General features: G+C 30.0%; 18 protein-coding genes and 1 pseudogene. 15 read left to right on the top strand and 4 right to left on the bottom strand.

Annotated elements, in window-relative coordinates; translation table 11 throughout:
* The first annotated feature begins 13 nt into the window (after positions 1-13).
* Genes modA through modC form a run of 4 tightly spaced genes read left to right on the top strand, consistent with a single transcriptional unit; the run spans position 14 to position 2,703 of the window.
* On the top strand, positions 14-763 hold the full coding sequence (modA, locus tag ACOTU8_RS06610; protein ID WP_422342247.1) for a molybdate ABC transporter substrate-binding protein: 750 nt from the start codon (positions 14-16) through the stop codon (positions 761-763).
* On the top strand, positions 760-1,161 hold the full coding sequence (locus ACOTU8_RS06605) for a TOBE domain-containing protein (protein WP_422342246.1): 402 nt from the start codon (positions 760-762) through the stop codon (positions 1,159-1,161). Before modA ends, ACOTU8_RS06605 begins: the two co-directional genes overlap by 4 nt.
* Positions 1,154-1,828: a molybdate ABC transporter permease subunit gene (modB, locus tag ACOTU8_RS06600; protein ID WP_038815921.1), complete on the top strand. Its 675-nt coding sequence runs from the start codon at positions 1,154-1,156 to the stop codon at positions 1,826-1,828. The genes ACOTU8_RS06605 and modB overlap by 8 nt, the downstream gene beginning before the upstream one ends.
* Positions 1,825-2,703, top strand: coding sequence for a sulfate/molybdate ABC transporter ATP-binding protein (modC, locus tag ACOTU8_RS06595; protein WP_422342245.1), 879 nt, complete (start codon positions 1,825-1,827; stop codon positions 2,701-2,703). Before modB ends, modC begins: the two co-directional genes overlap by 4 nt.
* Here the strand turns inward: modC and ACOTU8_RS06590 are convergent.
* Positions 2,700-2,927 carry a helix-turn-helix domain-containing protein gene (locus ACOTU8_RS06590; RefSeq protein WP_002870726.1) on the bottom strand — a complete coding sequence of 76 codons (228 nt, stop codon included), beginning with the start codon at positions 2,925-2,927 and terminating at the stop codon, positions 2,700-2,702. The two genes, modC and ACOTU8_RS06590, sit on opposite strands and share 4 nt — an antisense overlap.
* A gap of 126 nt (positions 2,928-3,053) precedes the next feature.
* On the opposite strand from ACOTU8_RS06590, the gene ACOTU8_RS06585 reads away from it, so the two are divergent.
* Together ACOTU8_RS06585 and traT are read left to right on the top strand one after the other, a co-directional pair.
* Positions 3,054-3,566 carry a hypothetical protein gene (locus tag ACOTU8_RS06585; protein ID WP_422342244.1) on the top strand — a complete coding sequence of 171 codons (513 nt, stop codon included), beginning with the start codon at positions 3,054-3,056 and terminating at the stop codon, positions 3,564-3,566.
* Positions 3,567-3,575: 9 nt separating this feature from the next.
* A pseudogene (traT, locus tag ACOTU8_RS06580) lies at positions 3,576-4,288 on the top strand (complement resistance protein TraT).
* On the opposite strand, the gene blaOXA reads toward traT, so the two are convergent.
* Genes blaOXA through surE form a run of 3 tightly spaced genes read right to left on the bottom strand, consistent with a single transcriptional unit; the run spans position 4,285 to position 6,462 of the window.
* Positions 4,285-5,034, bottom strand: a complete 750-nt coding sequence (blaOXA, locus tag ACOTU8_RS06575) for an OXA-184 family class D beta-lactamase (protein WP_422342243.1) — start codon at positions 5,032-5,034, stop codon at positions 4,285-4,287. The pseudogene traT and the gene blaOXA overlap by 4 nt on opposite strands.
* Entirely contained in the window at positions 5,031-5,696 is a 666-nt protein-coding gene (locus ACOTU8_RS06570) for a tRNA threonylcarbamoyladenosine dehydratase (RefSeq protein ID WP_422342286.1), read from the bottom strand. Before ACOTU8_RS06570 ends, blaOXA begins: the two co-directional genes overlap by 4 nt.
* Positions 5,686-6,462 carry a 5'/3'-nucleotidase SurE gene (surE, locus tag ACOTU8_RS06565; protein WP_422342242.1) on the bottom strand — a complete coding sequence of 259 codons (777 nt, stop codon included), beginning with the start codon at positions 6,460-6,462 and terminating at the stop codon, positions 5,686-5,688. Before surE ends, ACOTU8_RS06570 begins: the two co-directional genes overlap by 11 nt.
* A gap of 665 nt (positions 6,463-7,127) precedes the next feature.
* Between surE and ACOTU8_RS06560 the strand changes: the two genes are divergently transcribed.
* The 9 genes from ACOTU8_RS06560 to cheA all read left to right on the top strand — a co-directional run bounded on the left by ACOTU8_RS06560 (position 7,128) and on the right by cheA (position 15,951).
* Positions 7,128-7,928: an RICIN domain-containing protein gene (locus ACOTU8_RS06560; RefSeq protein WP_422342241.1), complete on the top strand. Its 801-nt coding sequence runs from the start codon at positions 7,128-7,130 to the stop codon at positions 7,926-7,928.
* 12 nt (positions 7,929-7,940) lie between these two features.
* Entirely contained in the window at positions 7,941-8,744 is an 804-nt protein-coding gene (locus tag ACOTU8_RS06555) for a cytolethal distending toxin subunit B family protein (RefSeq protein ID WP_422342240.1), read from the top strand.
* Between the two features lie 10 nt (positions 8,745-8,754).
* Positions 8,755-9,327: a cytolethal distending toxin subunit A gene (locus ACOTU8_RS06550; RefSeq protein WP_422342239.1), complete on the top strand. Its 573-nt coding sequence runs from the start codon at positions 8,755-8,757 to the stop codon at positions 9,325-9,327.
* A gap of 155 nt (positions 9,328-9,482) precedes the next feature.
* Positions 9,483-10,235, top strand: coding sequence for an AcfC family glycoprotein adhesin PEB3 (peb3, locus tag ACOTU8_RS06545; RefSeq protein WP_422342238.1), 753 nt, complete (start codon positions 9,483-9,485; stop codon positions 10,233-10,235).
* Between the two features lie 93 nt (positions 10,236-10,328).
* Positions 10,329-11,423 carry a lipid-A-disaccharide synthase gene (gene lpxB / locus ACOTU8_RS06540; protein WP_422342237.1) on the top strand — a complete coding sequence of 365 codons (1,095 nt, stop codon included), beginning with the start codon at positions 10,329-10,331 and terminating at the stop codon, positions 11,421-11,423.
* Positions 11,424-11,435: 12 nt separating this feature from the next.
* Positions 11,436-11,921 (top strand): transcription elongation factor GreA, encoded by a 486-nt coding sequence (greA, locus tag ACOTU8_RS06535; RefSeq protein ID WP_422342236.1) that lies wholly within the window; start codon positions 11,436-11,438, stop codon positions 11,919-11,921.
* A 9-nt stretch (positions 11,922-11,930) separates the two neighbouring features.
* Positions 11,931-12,689, top strand: coding sequence for a metallophosphoesterase (locus ACOTU8_RS06530; protein WP_422342285.1), 759 nt, complete (start codon positions 11,931-11,933; stop codon positions 12,687-12,689).
* Complete coding sequence (gene cheV, locus ACOTU8_RS06525; RefSeq protein ID WP_422342235.1) at positions 12,682-13,638, top strand: chemotaxis protein; 957 nt, start codon at positions 12,682-12,684, stop codon at positions 13,636-13,638. Before ACOTU8_RS06530 ends, cheV begins: the two co-directional genes overlap by 8 nt.
* 3 nt (positions 13,639-13,641) lie before the next feature.
* Complete coding sequence (gene cheA / locus ACOTU8_RS06520) at positions 13,642-15,951, top strand: hybrid sensor histidine kinase/response regulator (RefSeq protein ID WP_422342234.1); 2,310 nt, start codon at positions 13,642-13,644, stop codon at positions 15,949-15,951.
* The last annotated feature ends 3 nt before the right edge of the window (positions 15,952-15,954 follow it).

Below are 15,954 nucleotides of genomic sequence, written 5' to 3'. Positions count from 1 at the left end.
CAAGGAAAACTAAATGAAAAAGTTTATAGTATTTTTTGGGATTTTGTTTTTTGTTTCGTGTTTAAATGCACAAAATTTAAGCATTTTCGTTGCTTCTTCAGCTTCAAAAGCAATGAGTGAAGTTAAAGATGAGTTTTTAAAAACACATCCAGAAGATAAAATAGAATTGGTTTTTGGTGCTTCTGGAAAATATTATGAGCTTTTAAAACAAGGAAGAGAATTTGATCTCTTTTTTTCAGCGGATACTAAATATGCTAAGGCTATTTACGATGATAAAAATGCCTTAATAAAACCAAAAGTTTATGTTTTAGGAGTTTTAGCTTTGTACAGTTTGGATGAAAATTTACTCCAAGGAGGTGTTGAAAATTTAAAAGAAAAGGCAGATAAAATCACACATCTAAGCATAGCCAATCCCAAAGTAGCTCCTTATGGAGTAGCTGCTAAAGAAGTGCTTGAAAATTTGGATTTAAATGAGCTTTTTAAGAATAAAATCGTTTTAGGTGAAAATATCTCGGTGCCTGTTTTACATGTAGATAGTAAAAATGCAGATATAGCCATAGTGGCTTATTCTTTAGTGTCTCCTATCAATCATCCTAAAGGTAAAACAAGTATTATTAATCCAAAGTATTTTAGCCCTTTAGAGCAAAGTTATGTCATTACAAAATACGCTAAAGATAAAAAATCAGCCTTTGAGTTTAGTGAATTTATTAGTTCTAAAAAAGCAAAGGAAATTTTTAAAAAATACGGATTTAGCACACCATGAACCTTATAAAAGGACAAATTTATGAGCTTTTAAATCAAGAAGATATAGTTATTGTTAAAATACTTTCTAAAGAAGTGATTTTTAGTGTTTTGATGCTTGAATTAAAATCTTTAGAAAATTTAAAAATTGGTGCTAGTGTAGAACTTCTTTTTAAAGAGCATGAGCTTTGTTTTAGCACAAGCGAAACTCTTTTAAGTGTTGAAAATTCTTTTTTGGCTAAAATTACAAAAATTAAAAAAGGCGAACTTTTGTATCAGGTATTTTTTGATTTTAAAGGTAATGAGCTTTCTAGTATTATCACTAAAGAAAAAGCCTTAGAACTTGAACTTTGTGAAAATCAAGAATGGCTTTGTTTTGTAAAAGCAAATGATATTGTATTAAGGAGTCATAGTGCTTGATCCAGCTTTTTTACAAACCCTTTATCTTACTTTTAAACTTGCTTTTATCACGACTTTTATTCTTTTTTTTATCGGTGTATTTTTAGCTTATTTGCTAAGTTTTGTGCGTTTTCCTTTTAAAACAATCCTTCAAAGCTTTATTTCTTTACCTTTGATTTTACCCCCTAGTGTTTTGGGATTTTATTTGCTTGTAACTTTTTCGGCTAATAGTTTTTTAGGGCAAGTTTTAAAAGAATATTTTAATCTTTCTTTGGTTTTTAGTTTTGAAGGTCTTGTTTTTGCTTCTTTGATTTTTTCTTTGCCTTTTATGGTAAATCCTTTGCAAAGTGCTTTTTCATCGATCAATCCAAATTTACTCGATGCTTCTTATAGTTTAGGTAAAAGTAAAATTTATACTCTTTTTAGAGTAATTTTACCTAATTCTAAAGCAGGAATTTTTAGTGCTTGTGCAATGAGTTTTGCTCATACTGTGGGTGAATTTGGAGTAGTGATGATGATTGGAGGACATAAACAAGGTGAAACTTTAGTAGCTAGTATAGCTATTTATGATGAACTTGAGGTCTTAAACTATAGCTTGGCACATCAATATGCTTTTATATTGTTTATTTTTTCTTTTTTAGTGCTTTTTAGTCTTTATTTTGTCAATAAAAAAATGAGTTTTCAATGATAAAAATTGATATCAATCATCCTATGAATACCGCTAAAGGAAGACTAGATCTAAAATTTAAAAAAGACATAGAATCAGGAAAAATTACTGCACTTTTTGGCGAAAGTGGAGCAGGAAAAACCACTCTTTTAAAAATCATAGCAGGACTTATAAAGCCTAAATTTGGCCGTATAGAAGTAGATAATGAACTTTGGTTTGATTCTTCAAAAAATTTTGGTTTAGCTTTACAAAAAAGAAAGATTGGTTTTGTTTTTCAAGATTATGCGCTTTTTCCAAATATGAATGTAAAAGAAAATATTACCTATGCTGCTAGTTCTAAAGCAAAGGTTAGCGAGCTTTTAGCCTTAATGAAACTTGAAAATTTAGCTAAAATTTATCCCAAAAATTTAAGCGGCGGGCAAGCACAAAGAGTAGCTTTAGCAAGAGCTTTAGCAAGGGAGCCAAAAATTTTGCTTTTAGATGAGCCTTTGAGTGCTTTAGATTTTAAAATGCGTGCCAATTTACAAGATGAATTGATTAAAATTTTAGAGTATTTTAAGATAAGCACTTTATTAGTCAGTCATGATCTAACTGAAATTTATAAGTTAAGTCATAGAATTTTAGAGCTTAAAAATGGAAAAATCATCAAGGACTTTCCAAAAAATGAATTTTTTACTCATTCAAGTATTAGTGCAAAATTGCGTTTGAGTGCGACTTTACTTGAAATTAAAAAAAGTGATATTTTGGTGGTTTTAACCTTACTTTTGAATCAAGATATTATTAAAATCACTCTTAGTGAAGAGGAATTTTTAAAATCTTATCCAGATATAAAAATAGGCGATACTCTCATACTTTCAGTAAAAGCTTTCAATCCTATTATTGTTGGAAAAATTTAAGGCATTAAGTCTTTGATGTCTATGCCAAATTCTTTAGAAATTTGATAAAGATGAGCAAGATTATAATTTGCTCCATGTTTTCTAGTTTCTATTTTTGCAATATAATTTGGTGATTTATGTCCTAAAATACTAGCAAGCATTAGCTGAGATATTTTTCGCTTTTTTCTTTCTTTTTTAACTTTTTCTACAATTTTATTAAAAAAAATATCTAATTCTTGTTCCAATTTGAATACCTAAATTGTTATTTTTAGAATGATAAAAAAGCAAGTGTAAAATAACAAACACTTATAAGTGTTTGTTAAGCTTTAAGTCTTTATAATTGATTTTTCATTTTTAAAAAGGAGTTAATTGTGAAAAAAATATTTTTATTTTGTATTTTTTACACTACTGTTATATTTGCAAATCCCATGCCTTTTGGCTTAGAGCTTGGTAAAGCTGATTTTGATGAAGTTGTAAAAAAATATCCAAACTTTTCAAATGCTGGTACTAGTATTTACACAGGGGGTAAGATTATTGAAGTGAGTTCAAGTGATTTTGAGCTTGGGGGTTTAAAAGATAAAGTTCTTTTTATTTTTGATAAAGAAAATAGATTAACACTAGTGCAATTAAAATTTCATAAAGATCGTTTTAGTGATATTTTATCTTCGCTTTCAAAATATAAAATTATCAAAAAAGAAGTACCTTATGTAGGTAATCGTTATATAAAATTACAGGATGGAGATTGTAAAATAGAACTTGAATCACCTCATTTAAGTTTTGAGATGTATTTAACTTATAAAACCAATCAATTTGAAAAACTTTATAAAGACTATATCAAAAAAGAAGAACAAGAACGCAAAAATAAACAAAATTCTATACTTTAAGGAGAAATCATGGAAAAATCAATTTTTAAAATCACATTAAGTAGTGTTTTGGCAGCTAGTTTACTTACAGGTTGTTTAACAACTACTTTACAAACTAATGCAATAATGAGTCAAAGTATTTTTCTTGATCCTGTGGCTAAGGAAAAAAGAATTGTATTTTTAAATATCAAAAATACAAGCGGACATGACGTAAATTTAGAACCTAAATTAAGAAGTGCTTTGGAAGCTAAAGGATATAAAGTTATAGATGATCCTGATAAAGCAAATTATATTTTAAGCACCAATATTTTATATTGCGATAAAAAACAAGAAAATAATGCTGTAGGCGGTGCTGTTGCAGGAGGTGCTGCAGGTGCTTTAGTAGGAGGACTTTTAGGAAAACTTACTGAAGATACAATTTGGCAAATGCAAGTAGATATTAATATCAAGCAAAAAGCTGATGGTAAAGTTTTAACTTCTAGTGGTAATGTTAATGGACAAGCTAGCGTAAGAAATTCTCAAAGCTCAGGCTTTTTAAATAGCTTTGGCGGAAATGTTCACAGTGTAAAGTAGGACATTTAAATTCAAATCAAATTAATAATACACAACAAACTTATGAAGGCAAATATATAGAAAAAAATACTATTATTTTTGCAGAAGCTGTAAAAACAGGACTTAAACTTCCTGAAGCTACGCCTATTTTAGAAGATAAAATTGCAAATCAAATAGCAGGATTATTCTAATTTGTTATGATTGCTAGATATTTTTCTAGCAATTCTTCCCTTATTTTAATATTTTTAATGTCCTTTATATCAACATTTAAAGCAAAAGATAAAATTTTGTTTTTAGTCTTTACGAATCCAACAATCCAAGCTAAATTTATATTATCATTAAAACCTGTTTTAGCATAAATTTTTTGGATTTTATCTTCCTTAAAAAGAATAATTTCTTTAACTTCTTCTTGAATTTTTTTAGAAAAAGGTAAAGAATTTTGCGAAAGTTTAAAAAGTAAATCAGCTTGATTTTTTGCAGAAATTTGTAAAGAATTATCTAGCCAAAAGGTATCTATTTTTGAAATTTTTGTATTTCCATAAGAAAGTTTATTTAAACTTTCTTGCATGGTTTTAAGTCCTATTTTTCTTGCTAATTCTTTAAAAGCAGGTACTTGAGAACGTTTTATAGCTGAGCTTAAATTAGCATCTTGCTTCCAAGAGGGTAAAAATACTTTCTCGCCTTTATAATGATAAAAATTTTCCTTTGCATCTCTAATTACGCCATTATCAAGCGCAATTAAGGCATTAAAAATCTTAAAAGTTGAAGCAGGAGAAAAAGCTTTTTTGGCTCTTTTAAAATCATTACTTGCATAATTTTTTCCATCAAAGACTATAAAAGTCCCACTTGTATTATAATCTTTAAAAAAATTACCAAGTATTTTATCCTCTCCAAGGGCTATATTCAAAAACAATATAAATACAATAAAATTTCTCATTGCTCTTTATATTTTGATAAGACTTTTCTCATTGCTAAACTTGCTAAAGCCAAGCCAAAAGAAGCTGTCACACCCATAAAAGAACCCAAATCTTTACAATGCGCTTCTTCATCAGAAAAAACTACATCAAAATTTCCCTTAAAACCTGATTTTCTAAGTTCATAACGAAATTTTTTAGCCAAAGCATCACCATGAGTTTTAAAAATATTTGCAATCTTAATACGAGTTGGATCAAGCTTTCTAGCCCCTCCTGTAGAAGAAATAAAAATCTGTTTTTTAAAGTCTATAAGGTGAGCTAAAGCTACTTTTGCAGGAATATCATCAATTGCATCAATAATAAGATCAAACTCGCTTAAATCAAAATTTTTAAAAAAATTTTCATCGATTTTACCAACTATACCTTTGGCTTTATAAATCCTTTCAAATACTTTAGCTTTGTCTTCACCTATATTTTCACTATGAATTTGGCGGTTTTGGTTAGTAACTTCAAATTTATCCGCATCAATTAAAGTAAGATTTTGAAAACCGCTACGATAAAGTACATCAACACAAACTCCACCTACCCCACCAAGTCCACAAACAAGTATTTTTATTTGTGAAATTTTTTGAAACTTTTCTTCACCTATAAGCCATTTTATACGCGTAAATCTATCACCCATTATTTACCTTTAGCCATTTTTTAACTTTTTTCATTTTATCATATGCTGTAAGATCAAGCATTATAGGGGTTATTGTAGTATAACCTTTTTTAAGTAAAACAATATCACTATTTTTCTCATCTTCAAAATCTAAATTAGCAGCTGCAAGCCAGTAGTATTTGATTCCACGCGGATTAGTATTTGAATGTGCTTCAAAATTATATATTCTTTTACCTGTTTTGCAAATTTTGATACCTTTCATTTTTGATTTTGCTGGAAAATTGATATTTAAAAATTCTTTTTTCTCCAAAGGAAATCCTTTGTCAAAAATATTTCGAATAATTTTTTTAGTAATTTTTAAAGCATTTTTATAATCTAATTCTTTTTCATTTTTCTTATAAAATTGAGAAAGAGCAATAGCAGGAATTCCTTGTAAAACTGCTTCTATAGCACCTGCACAAGTTCCTGAATAAGTAATATCTTCACCTACATTTGCTCCTTTATTAATTCCACTGATTACAAGATCGGGCAAATGCGTTTTATAGAGTGTATGCAACGCAAGATAAACACAATCTGCAGGAGTCCCATCATTAAGCTTGTAAAATCTCTTTCTTACTTTAACAAAGTGTAAAGGTTTGGTTAAAGTTATAGAGTGCGAACAAGCCGATTTTTCAACAGATGGAGCTACTATAGTAATCTTAGCTTTAAATTCTTTTTTTAACATTTTAACAAGCTTTTTAAGCCCTTCACTCTCATAACCATCATCGTTAGTGATTAAAATTCTTTTCATTCTTATCCTTTTTTATAGGCATTTTAACATAAAAAGCCTTAAGGACAAGATAGATTAAAGTTCTATTACTGATACTCTTTTATGATTGACTTCATTATCTCTAGCTAAATTCAATAAAACTACTGCATAATCAGTATAAGAAATTCGACTTTGATTTTTACTATATTAACTCAAAATTTCACCTGTCAATTTAAAATGATTTATCTTAATTCCTTTATAAAATTCAGCTGATAGATAAGAAATATAGCCAATTAATATCTCTTTTATCTTTGTAAAAAATCTAAAACTTCAGCTATAGCTCTTGCAACACCTAGAATTCTTTAAGAAATCCTACACTATCATTAGACGAATTTTATCATTTAAAAAAATTTTAGCTCCACCAACAACTACAAACTTAGCAAGATTATTTTGCAAAATGCTATACAAATGCTTAAATATGTTTTATATGAAGACTCAAATCCTTCCATTCCAAAAGCATCAACAATTACATCAAACCCTCTAAATCATTATTTTTAAGATTGAAAATATCTTAATTTAAAAATAAAATGAAATATAGCCTTATTTTAGATGATTATTTAATCTTAAAAATTAAATAATCATAAAATTTTTATATTTTTTAAAATTATGTTAATATATTTAAATCTATTTTTACCCAAGGAGAAAAAATGCAAAGAACTAACTCTATCATAATACTAAACTTATTATTATTATTATTTATGGGATGCTCCTCTAAAGAACTCAATCCTTTGGGACGATCTTATGGTGAGCCATATGATAGCGATCCACTTAAAATAGGAATGATACCCACAATACCAGCTAAACAAAAAACTCCTGCATTAGTTGACGGTGCAAATCTAGTTCCAGCAGATATTCCCTTAGATCCACCTTTGATAAAAATAAATACTTTTAAGGGAAATAGCATTGTTAAGGGACCTTTACCAAGATTAAAATCAAACGGTGAATTTAATGATGCATCTGTATATGAAAATAGAGGATATCCAAGTGATTTTGTAACCATCATGGCTCCATCAGGAGCTGCTTTAACCGTTTGGGCATTAAGACCAGGGAATTGGATATGGGGTTATAATCTATACTCAAGTATAGCTTTTGGAGATGCAAATGTATGGCAACTTATAGAATTTCCTAATAATAAAGTTATGATTAAAAATGCTAAAACACTAACTTGTCTAAATGCTTATGGAAGGGGAATTGTTCATTATCCTTGTGATCAAAGTAATTATGCACAATTTTGGAGACTTTACCCTATGAGCAATGGAGCTTATCAAATTCAAAATTTTGCAACTCAAAAATGCATTCAAACTCCTATAAAAGACGTGATGCATGAATTTAATCTTTCTTTTTATAATATATTTACAACAGATTGCTTAAAATCTGGTGAAAAAAATCTAGATAGACAATGGTATATAACAGCACCTACTTTTGGTTCTCGTAGACCATATAAATAAACGGAGTTAATTATGAAAAAAATATTTTTATTAATTTTTAGTATAAATTTACTTTTTGGGGCTTTAGAAGATTATAATGTTGGAACATGGAATTTACAAGGTTCTTCAGCAGCAACAGAGAGTAAATGGAATATTAGTATTAGACAACTTGTTACAGGAAGTAATCCTATGGATATTCTTGCTGTTCAAGAAGCAGGAGTTTTACCTACTACTGCAGTAATGACACAAAGACAAGTTCAACCTGTTGGAATAGGCATTCCTATTCATGAATACGAATGGAATTTAGGCACCCGAGCTCGTCCGAATTCTGTTTTTATATATTATTCAAGAGTAGATGTAGGAGCTAATAGGGTTAATATGGCTATAGTTAGCAGAAGACAAGCTGATGAAGTCATAGTTCTACCTCCTCCAACCGTAAGCTCACGGCCTATCATAGGAATTCGCATAGGAAATGATGCTTTCTTCAGCATCCATGCTTTATCAAGAGGTGGCAATGACGCAGGAGCCATAGTAACAGCTGTCGATGCTCATTTTAGAAACATGCCTCAAATAAATTGGATGATTATGGGTGATTTTAATAGAAATCCACAATCATTAACACCATTACTAGATGCGGATTTAAGAACACGAATCTATTTTGTCACTCCTTCTTCTTTTACACAAGCAAGTGGTGATGTTCTTGACTATGCCATTACTGGAAATTCTGATGTAAGTAGAAGATATAATCCACCAGCAATACTTGCTATATTAGCTTTTGCAGGACTTAGAACTTTTTTAGCATCAGATCATTTCCCAGTAAATTTTAGAAGATTTTAAAGGTAGTATTATGAAAAAAATTTTTATTTTAATCTTTATTTTTTTAAGTTTATCAAAATCTGTTCAAGAACCAGGTGACTTACCTGATTTTACTCCTATGTTTGCTATAAGATCTTTAGAAACAGGGATTAGTTTAAGTCCATTCAGAGAAACTTCTCAAAAACTTGAAGATCAAAATTGGATTCTAAGAGAAATTGTACTTGATGATAAATTAAAACAAAAAGATGAATTAGCCGAAGAACTACCATTTGGCTATGTGCAATTTGTTAATCCAAACAATAATGATTTATGTTTAGCAATACTAGAAGATGGATTTTTTGGAGGGAAATCGTGTAAAAAAGATTTAGAAGATGAAAAATTAGAAACTGTATTTTCCATCATGCCAACAACAGGATCAGCTGTTCAAATTAGATCCTTAGTTGAAGGAGGAAGAGAATGCATGGTAACATTTTATAATCCAAATGTTGCGATAGAAAATCGTTTTGGCATACAACCTTGCATTTTAGATCCTGCTTTATTTTTAGACTTAAATGAACTAATGTTTTTTACTCCAGCTATAATAGAAGCAACTCCTATTTATTAATTTTATATTTACTTGTAAACCAAAATTTTGGTTTACAAAAATATTAAAAAGTAATACTAATTTACCTTAATAATATTTTATTAACTATTTATTAATATATAATCTCTAGAATCTCACTTTTAAATTAATAAACATTTATCGTAAAAAGGAAAAATATGAAAAAAATTATCAGTTTATTCGGAACATGTGCTTTAGCTTTTAGTATAGCAAATGCAGATATAAATCTTTATGGACCAGGTGGTCCACACACAGCCTTAAAAGATATAGCAAGTGAATATAGTAAAAAAACAGGTGTAAAAGTAAATGTAAATTTTGGTCCTCAAGCAACTTGGTTTGAAAAAGCTAAAAAAGATGCAGATATTTTATTTGGAGCTTCAGATCAATCAGCTTTGGCTATAGCAAGTGATTTTGGTAAAGATTTTAATGTTAGTAAAATCAAGCCTTTATATTTTAGAGAAGCCATTATCCTTACTCAAAAAGGCAATCCTTTAAAAATCAAAGGTTTAAAAGATTTAGCTAATAAAAAAGTAAGAATTGTCGTACCTGAAGGTGCTGGAAAAAGCAATACTTCGGGTACAGGAGTTTGGGAAGATATGATAGGTAGAACTCAAGATATAAAAACTATACAAAATTTTAGAAACAATATCGTAGCTTTCGTTCCAAATAGCGGAAGTGCAAAAAAACTTTTTGCACAAGATCAAGCTGATGCATGGATCACTTGGATTGATTGGTCAAAAAGCAATCCTGATATAGGGACTGCTGTAGCTATAGAAAAAGATTTGGTTATTTATCGAACTTTTAATGTGGTGGCTAAAGAAGGTGCGAGCAAAGAAACGCAAAATTTTATTACTTATCTAAGTTCTAAAGAAGCTAAAGAAATTTTCAAAAAATATGGCTGGAGAGAATAAACCTTCATACACGCTTTTTTAGCGTGTTTTCTTCTACACTTTTATTAAGATAAAACAAGATAAAATGCTAAAATATATTACAAGGAAAATTTTTTGAAAACCTTTTTAGTTTGTGCCTTGGAACCATCAGCAAATTTGCATTTAAAAGAAGTTTTAAAAATCTATAAAAAAGACTTTGGCGAATTTGAACTTTGCGGAATTTATGATGAAAATTTATGCGAAGAATTCGCCTTAAATTCCAAGCCATTATATAGTTCGCATGAATTTAGTGCTATGGGTTTTATAGAAGTTTTACCTTTGATTTTTAAAGCAAAAAGAGCAATTAAAGAGTTAGTAAATTTAAGCTTTACCCAAAAAATAGATGCAATTTTATGTATAGATTCTCCTGCTTTTAACATCCCTTTTGCAAAGGCTTTAAAAAAAAATGACTCTAAAATAAAAAGGATTTATTATATCTTGCCTCAAGTTTGGGCTTGGAAGAAAGGACGTATTGCTATTATAGAAAGTCATTTTGATATTTTAGCTTCTATTTTGCCCTTTGATGCTCAGTTTTTTAGCAAAAGCACTTATATAGGTCATCCACTTTTAGATGAGATAAAAGAATTTAAAAATCAAAAAGATATAAACAATATATTTTCAAAAAAAGAAAGTGAAAAAATTATTGCTTTTTTACCCGGATCAAGAAAAAGCGAAATCAAGCGTTTAATGCCTATTTTTAAAGAACTCTCATACAAATTTAAGGGTGAAAAAATTCTTTGTATTCCTCCATTTAATCTTAATAAACTTGAAATTTATAGTGATATTAAAGAATTTAAAATAGAAAGCAACACTCCAAAAGTTCTCAAAAAAGCTGATTTTGCCTTTATTTGTAGTGGAACAGCTACTTTAGAAGCTGCATTAGTGGGTACGCCTTTTGTTTTAACTTACAAAGCAAAAACTATTGATATTTTTATTGCAAAACTTTTTGTAAAATTAAAACACATTGGCCTTGCAAATATTTTTTGTGATTTTGCTGAGAAAGAAGCTTTAAACCCTGAATTTTTACAAGATGAAGTCAATATTTTAAATTTATATGAAGCTTATAATAAATATGATTATAAGGCATTTTTTGCTAAAGTTGATTTTTTAAAAGAATATTTACAATTTGGAAGTGCTAAAAATTTAGCAAAAATACTAAGCGAAATATAATAAGGATAAATCATGCAAAAAGAACCAATGAGTCAATTTGGCTACGATAAATTGGCTGCTGAATTAAAAGATTTAAAAGACAATCAACGCCCCGCTGTTGTGATAGAAATCGATACAGCAAGAAGCCATGGGGATTTAAAAGAAAATGCAGAATACCACGCTGCAAGAGAAAAACAAGCCTTGATAGAAAGTCGTATTGCTGAACTTAGCGATTTACTTGCAAGGGCTCAAGTGATTGATCCTTCAAGTTACGAACACAATAGCGTGAAGTTTGGCTCAAGCGTTGTAATTATGGACTTAGATACAGAAAAAGAAAGTAAATATACTCTAGTGGGAATTTGCGAAGGAGATTTAGATAAGGGTTACATTTCTATCGCATCTCCATTAGCAAGAGCTATGCTTGGAAAAAAAGAAGGTGATGATTTTAAAGTACGTTTGCCTAAAGGTGAAAGCGAATTTGAAATTATTTCTATTAATTATGAGCCTTTAAAATTCTAAGGATATAAAATTTTACTTCAAAATGGAGCGATTTTAATCGCTGATGCCCATGAAAATGAACAACGAAAAGGATTTTGGAAATTTTTGCACGCTTTAAAAAAAGGCGAAATTTCTACCCCTCAACTCATACTTATGGGTGATATTTTTGATTTACTTATAGGCGAAATCTCTGCTACACATGAATTTGCTAAACCTTACATAGAACTTTTAGAAGAATTGGCCTTAAAAATTGAAATTATCTACTTAGAAGGCAATCATGATTTTAATCTTTCTTGTTTTTTTAAAAGGGTAAAAATTTTTAACTTACAAGAGCAGCCCATAAAGCTTAATTTGCATATAAGTAAAGGTAATAATCTTGTTTTAAATAATGCTTTTATAAAATTAGCTCACGGAGATATTTTTTTACCACATCTTTTACAATTTACTCTTAAAACATTAAGAAATCATTATTTGCTTATATTTTTGAATTTTTTAAATATTATTACTTGTAATTTTATTTCAAATAAAATTCTTCAAAATCAAAACAAAAAAAACCTTTTTTATCAAATAAAAGATTTCGAGAATTTAGCCAAAAAAAGATATAAAAGATATGGAAATTTAGGCTTTTGGGTATGTGAAGGACACTATCATCAAAATTATCGAATTAACAAAGAAAATATTAAATATTTTAACTTAGCTAGTTTTGCATATAAGAGAAGTTTTTTTGTAGTAGAATATCAGCAAGAAATCAAATTTCGAGAACAGAAATTGAGGGGTCAAAATGTTTGATGAAAATATCGTGAAAACGGGTTCAAATGAAATGGAGCTTGTCGATTTCCGTATCTTTAAGCAAGGACACGATAAAGTCTATGAAGGAATTTATGGTGTAAATGTTTCTAAGGTAAGGGAGATTATAAAAATCCCAAGCCTTACAGAACTTCCAGGTGTACCTGATTACATCGAAGGTATTTTTGATCTTCGTGGAGTGGTTATACCTGTAGTCAATCTTGCCAAATGGATGCAAATCACTGAGCCAGAAAGCACTATGCTAAAACCTAGAGTTATTATTACTGAATTTAGCAATATTCTTATTGGTTTTATAGTTCATGAAGCAAAAAGAATTCGTAGAATAAACTGGAAAGATATAGAACCAGCAACTTTTTCTACAGGAACAGGTGCTTTAGATAAAGGTAAAATCACAGGTGTAACACGCATTGAAAATGATGAAGTGTTGCTAATTTTAGATCTTGAAAGTGTTGTTGAAGATTTAGGAATTTACGCTCCAAAAACAGATATAGATTTTGGAAAAATAGAAAAATTTAGTGGAACAGCACTTATACTTGATGACAGCATGACTGCTAGAAAACGCGTCAAAGAAATGATGCAACAAATGGGCTTTCAAGTTGTTGAAGCTAAAGACGGTGTAGAGGGCATAAACAAATTAGAAGAATTAAGCCAAGTTTATGGTGAAAGTTTAAATGATACTTTAAAAATTATAGTAAGTGATGTCGAAATGCCACAAATGGATGGTTTCCACTTTGCTGCACGCATTAAAGAAGATCCAAGATTTAAAGACATTCCTATAGTCTTTAACTCATCTTTATCAAATGAATTTATGAATGAGAAAGGTGTTCAAGAAGCTGGTGGAGAAGGCTATCTTGTCAAATTTAACGCTAGTGATTTCTTCAATGAAATTGCAAAGGTTATTAAAAAACATCAATCTCAAGAACAGGGGTAAAATATGGAAGATATGCAAGAAATACTTGAAGACTTTTTGGTTGAAGCTTTTGAGCTTGTTGAGCAAATCGACCATGATTTAGTAGAGCTTGAATCAAATCCAGAAGATTTAGAATTATTAAATAGAATTTTCCGTGTTGCACATACGGTTAAAGGATCATCAAGTTTCTTAAATTTTGATGTTTTAACAAAGTTAACTCACCATATGGAAGATGTTTTAAACAAAGCAAGACATGGCGAGTTAAAAATAACTCCAGATATTATGGATGTGGTTTTAGAATCTATTGACAGAATGAAAACTTTACTTAATTCTATTCGCGATAATGGCAACGATACTGCTATTGGTATGGATATAGAACCAATTTGCGCAAGATTAACAGCTATTTCAGAAGGAGAGTCTCCTGTTACGGCAACAGATTCAAATGAAAAATCTACTCCACAAGCAGAATCAGAAGCACCAAAACAAGAAATAGTTACTCCAGAACCTGAAGTAGATGTTAATCAATTAAGTGATTCTGAAGTTGAAGCTGAAATAGAAAGACTTTTAAAAGTTAGAAAAGCTGAAGATCAAGCTCGTCGCGCACAAAAGAAACAAACAACAAATGCGACACCTAAACCGACTAACAATACAGCAAATAAACCTGCGGAAAGTGGAGAGAAAAAAGTTCCTGCCTCAAGTAGCAATGCTAGTAGCATGGATCAAACCATACGTGTAGAAGTAAAAAGATTAGATCACTTAATGAATCTAATTGGGGAGCTTGTTTTAGGCAAAAACCGTTTGCTTAAAATTTACGATGATGTTGAAGAGCGTTATGAAGGAGAAAAATTCCTTGAAGAGCTTAATCAGGTTGTAAGTCAATTAAGTATTATTACAACTGATGTTCAGCTTGCTGTAATGAAAACAAGAATGCAACCTATAGCAAAAGTTTTCAATAAATTCCCAAGAGTTGTTCGTGATTTAAGTCGTGAATTAGGAAAGCAAATAGAACTTGAAATTACAGGTGAAGAAACTGAACTTGATAAATCCATCGTAGAGGAAATTGGCGATCCTATCATGCATATGATTAGAAATTCATGTGACCATGGTGTTGAGGATCCAGCAACTCGTGCAGCGAATGGAAAACCTGAAAAAGGCATAGTCCAACTTAAAGCTTATAATGAAGGCAATCACATCGTTGTAGAAATTACAGATGATGGTAAAGGACTTGATCCAAATGGCTTAAAAGCAAAAGCTATAGAGAAAAATTTGATTACCGAAAGAGAAGCAGATCAAATGACGGACAAAGAAGCTTTTGCTTTGATTTTCAAACCTGGTTTTTCAACTGCAGCTAAAGTAACAAATGTTTCAGGTCGTGGCGTAGGAATGGATGTTGTTAAAACTAACATCGAAAAACTTAATGGGGTAATTGAAATTGATAGTGAGTTGGGTAAAGGAAGTTCATTTAAACTTAAAATTCCTCTTACTTTAGCAATTATTCAATCCTTGCTTGTAGGAACTCAGGAAGAATTTTATGCTATCCCACTTGCAAGCGTTCTTGAAACAGTTAGAGTACCAATTGATGATATCTATACTATCGAAGGTAAAAATGTATTACGCTTAAGAGATGAAGTACTTTCTCTTGTGAGACTTTCAGATGTATTTGGAGTTAAACAAGTCCTTGAAAGTGGTGATCAAACTTATGTCGTTGTTATAGGGGTAGCTGAAAGTAAACTTGGTATCATAGTAGATACTCTTGTAGGACAAGAAGAAATAGTTATTAAATCTATGGGTGATTATTTACAAAATATCCAAGGTATAGCAGGAGCTACAATCCGTGGTGATGGTAGAGTGACATTAATCATTGATGTAGGTGCTATGATGGATATGGCCAAAGAAATTAAAGTTGATATTAAAGCACAATTAGAATCAAGTGCGAAAAAACCTAAAGAACAACCAAGTGACTATAAAGTCTTAATTGTAGATGATTCTAAAATGGATAGAACTTTAATGCAAAAAGCTTTAGAACCACTAGGAGTTAGTTTAGTTGAAGCAACAAATGGTGTTGAAGCATTGAATATTATAAAATCTGGTGAACATGATATTGATGCAATGCTTATAGATATCGAAATGCCAAGAATGGATGGATACACCTTAGCTGGTGAAATTAGAAAGTATTCTAAATATCGTAACTTACCATTGATAGCAGTTACTTCAAGAACAAGTAAAACTGACCGCTTAAGAGGTGTTGAGGTGGGTATGACTGAATATATCACTAAACCTTATTCTCCAGAATACTTGGAAAATGTGGTTAGAAAAAATTTGAAACTAGGATAAGAA

The organism is Campylobacter jejuni (assembly GCF_049221745.1).
GTDB classification, from domain to species: Bacteria; Campylobacterota; Campylobacteria; order Campylobacterales; family Campylobacteraceae; genus Campylobacter_D; species Campylobacter_D jejuni_E.
The sequence above is the reverse complement of the archived record's forward strand: the minus strand, read 5'-3'. Positions and strand labels throughout refer to the sequence as shown.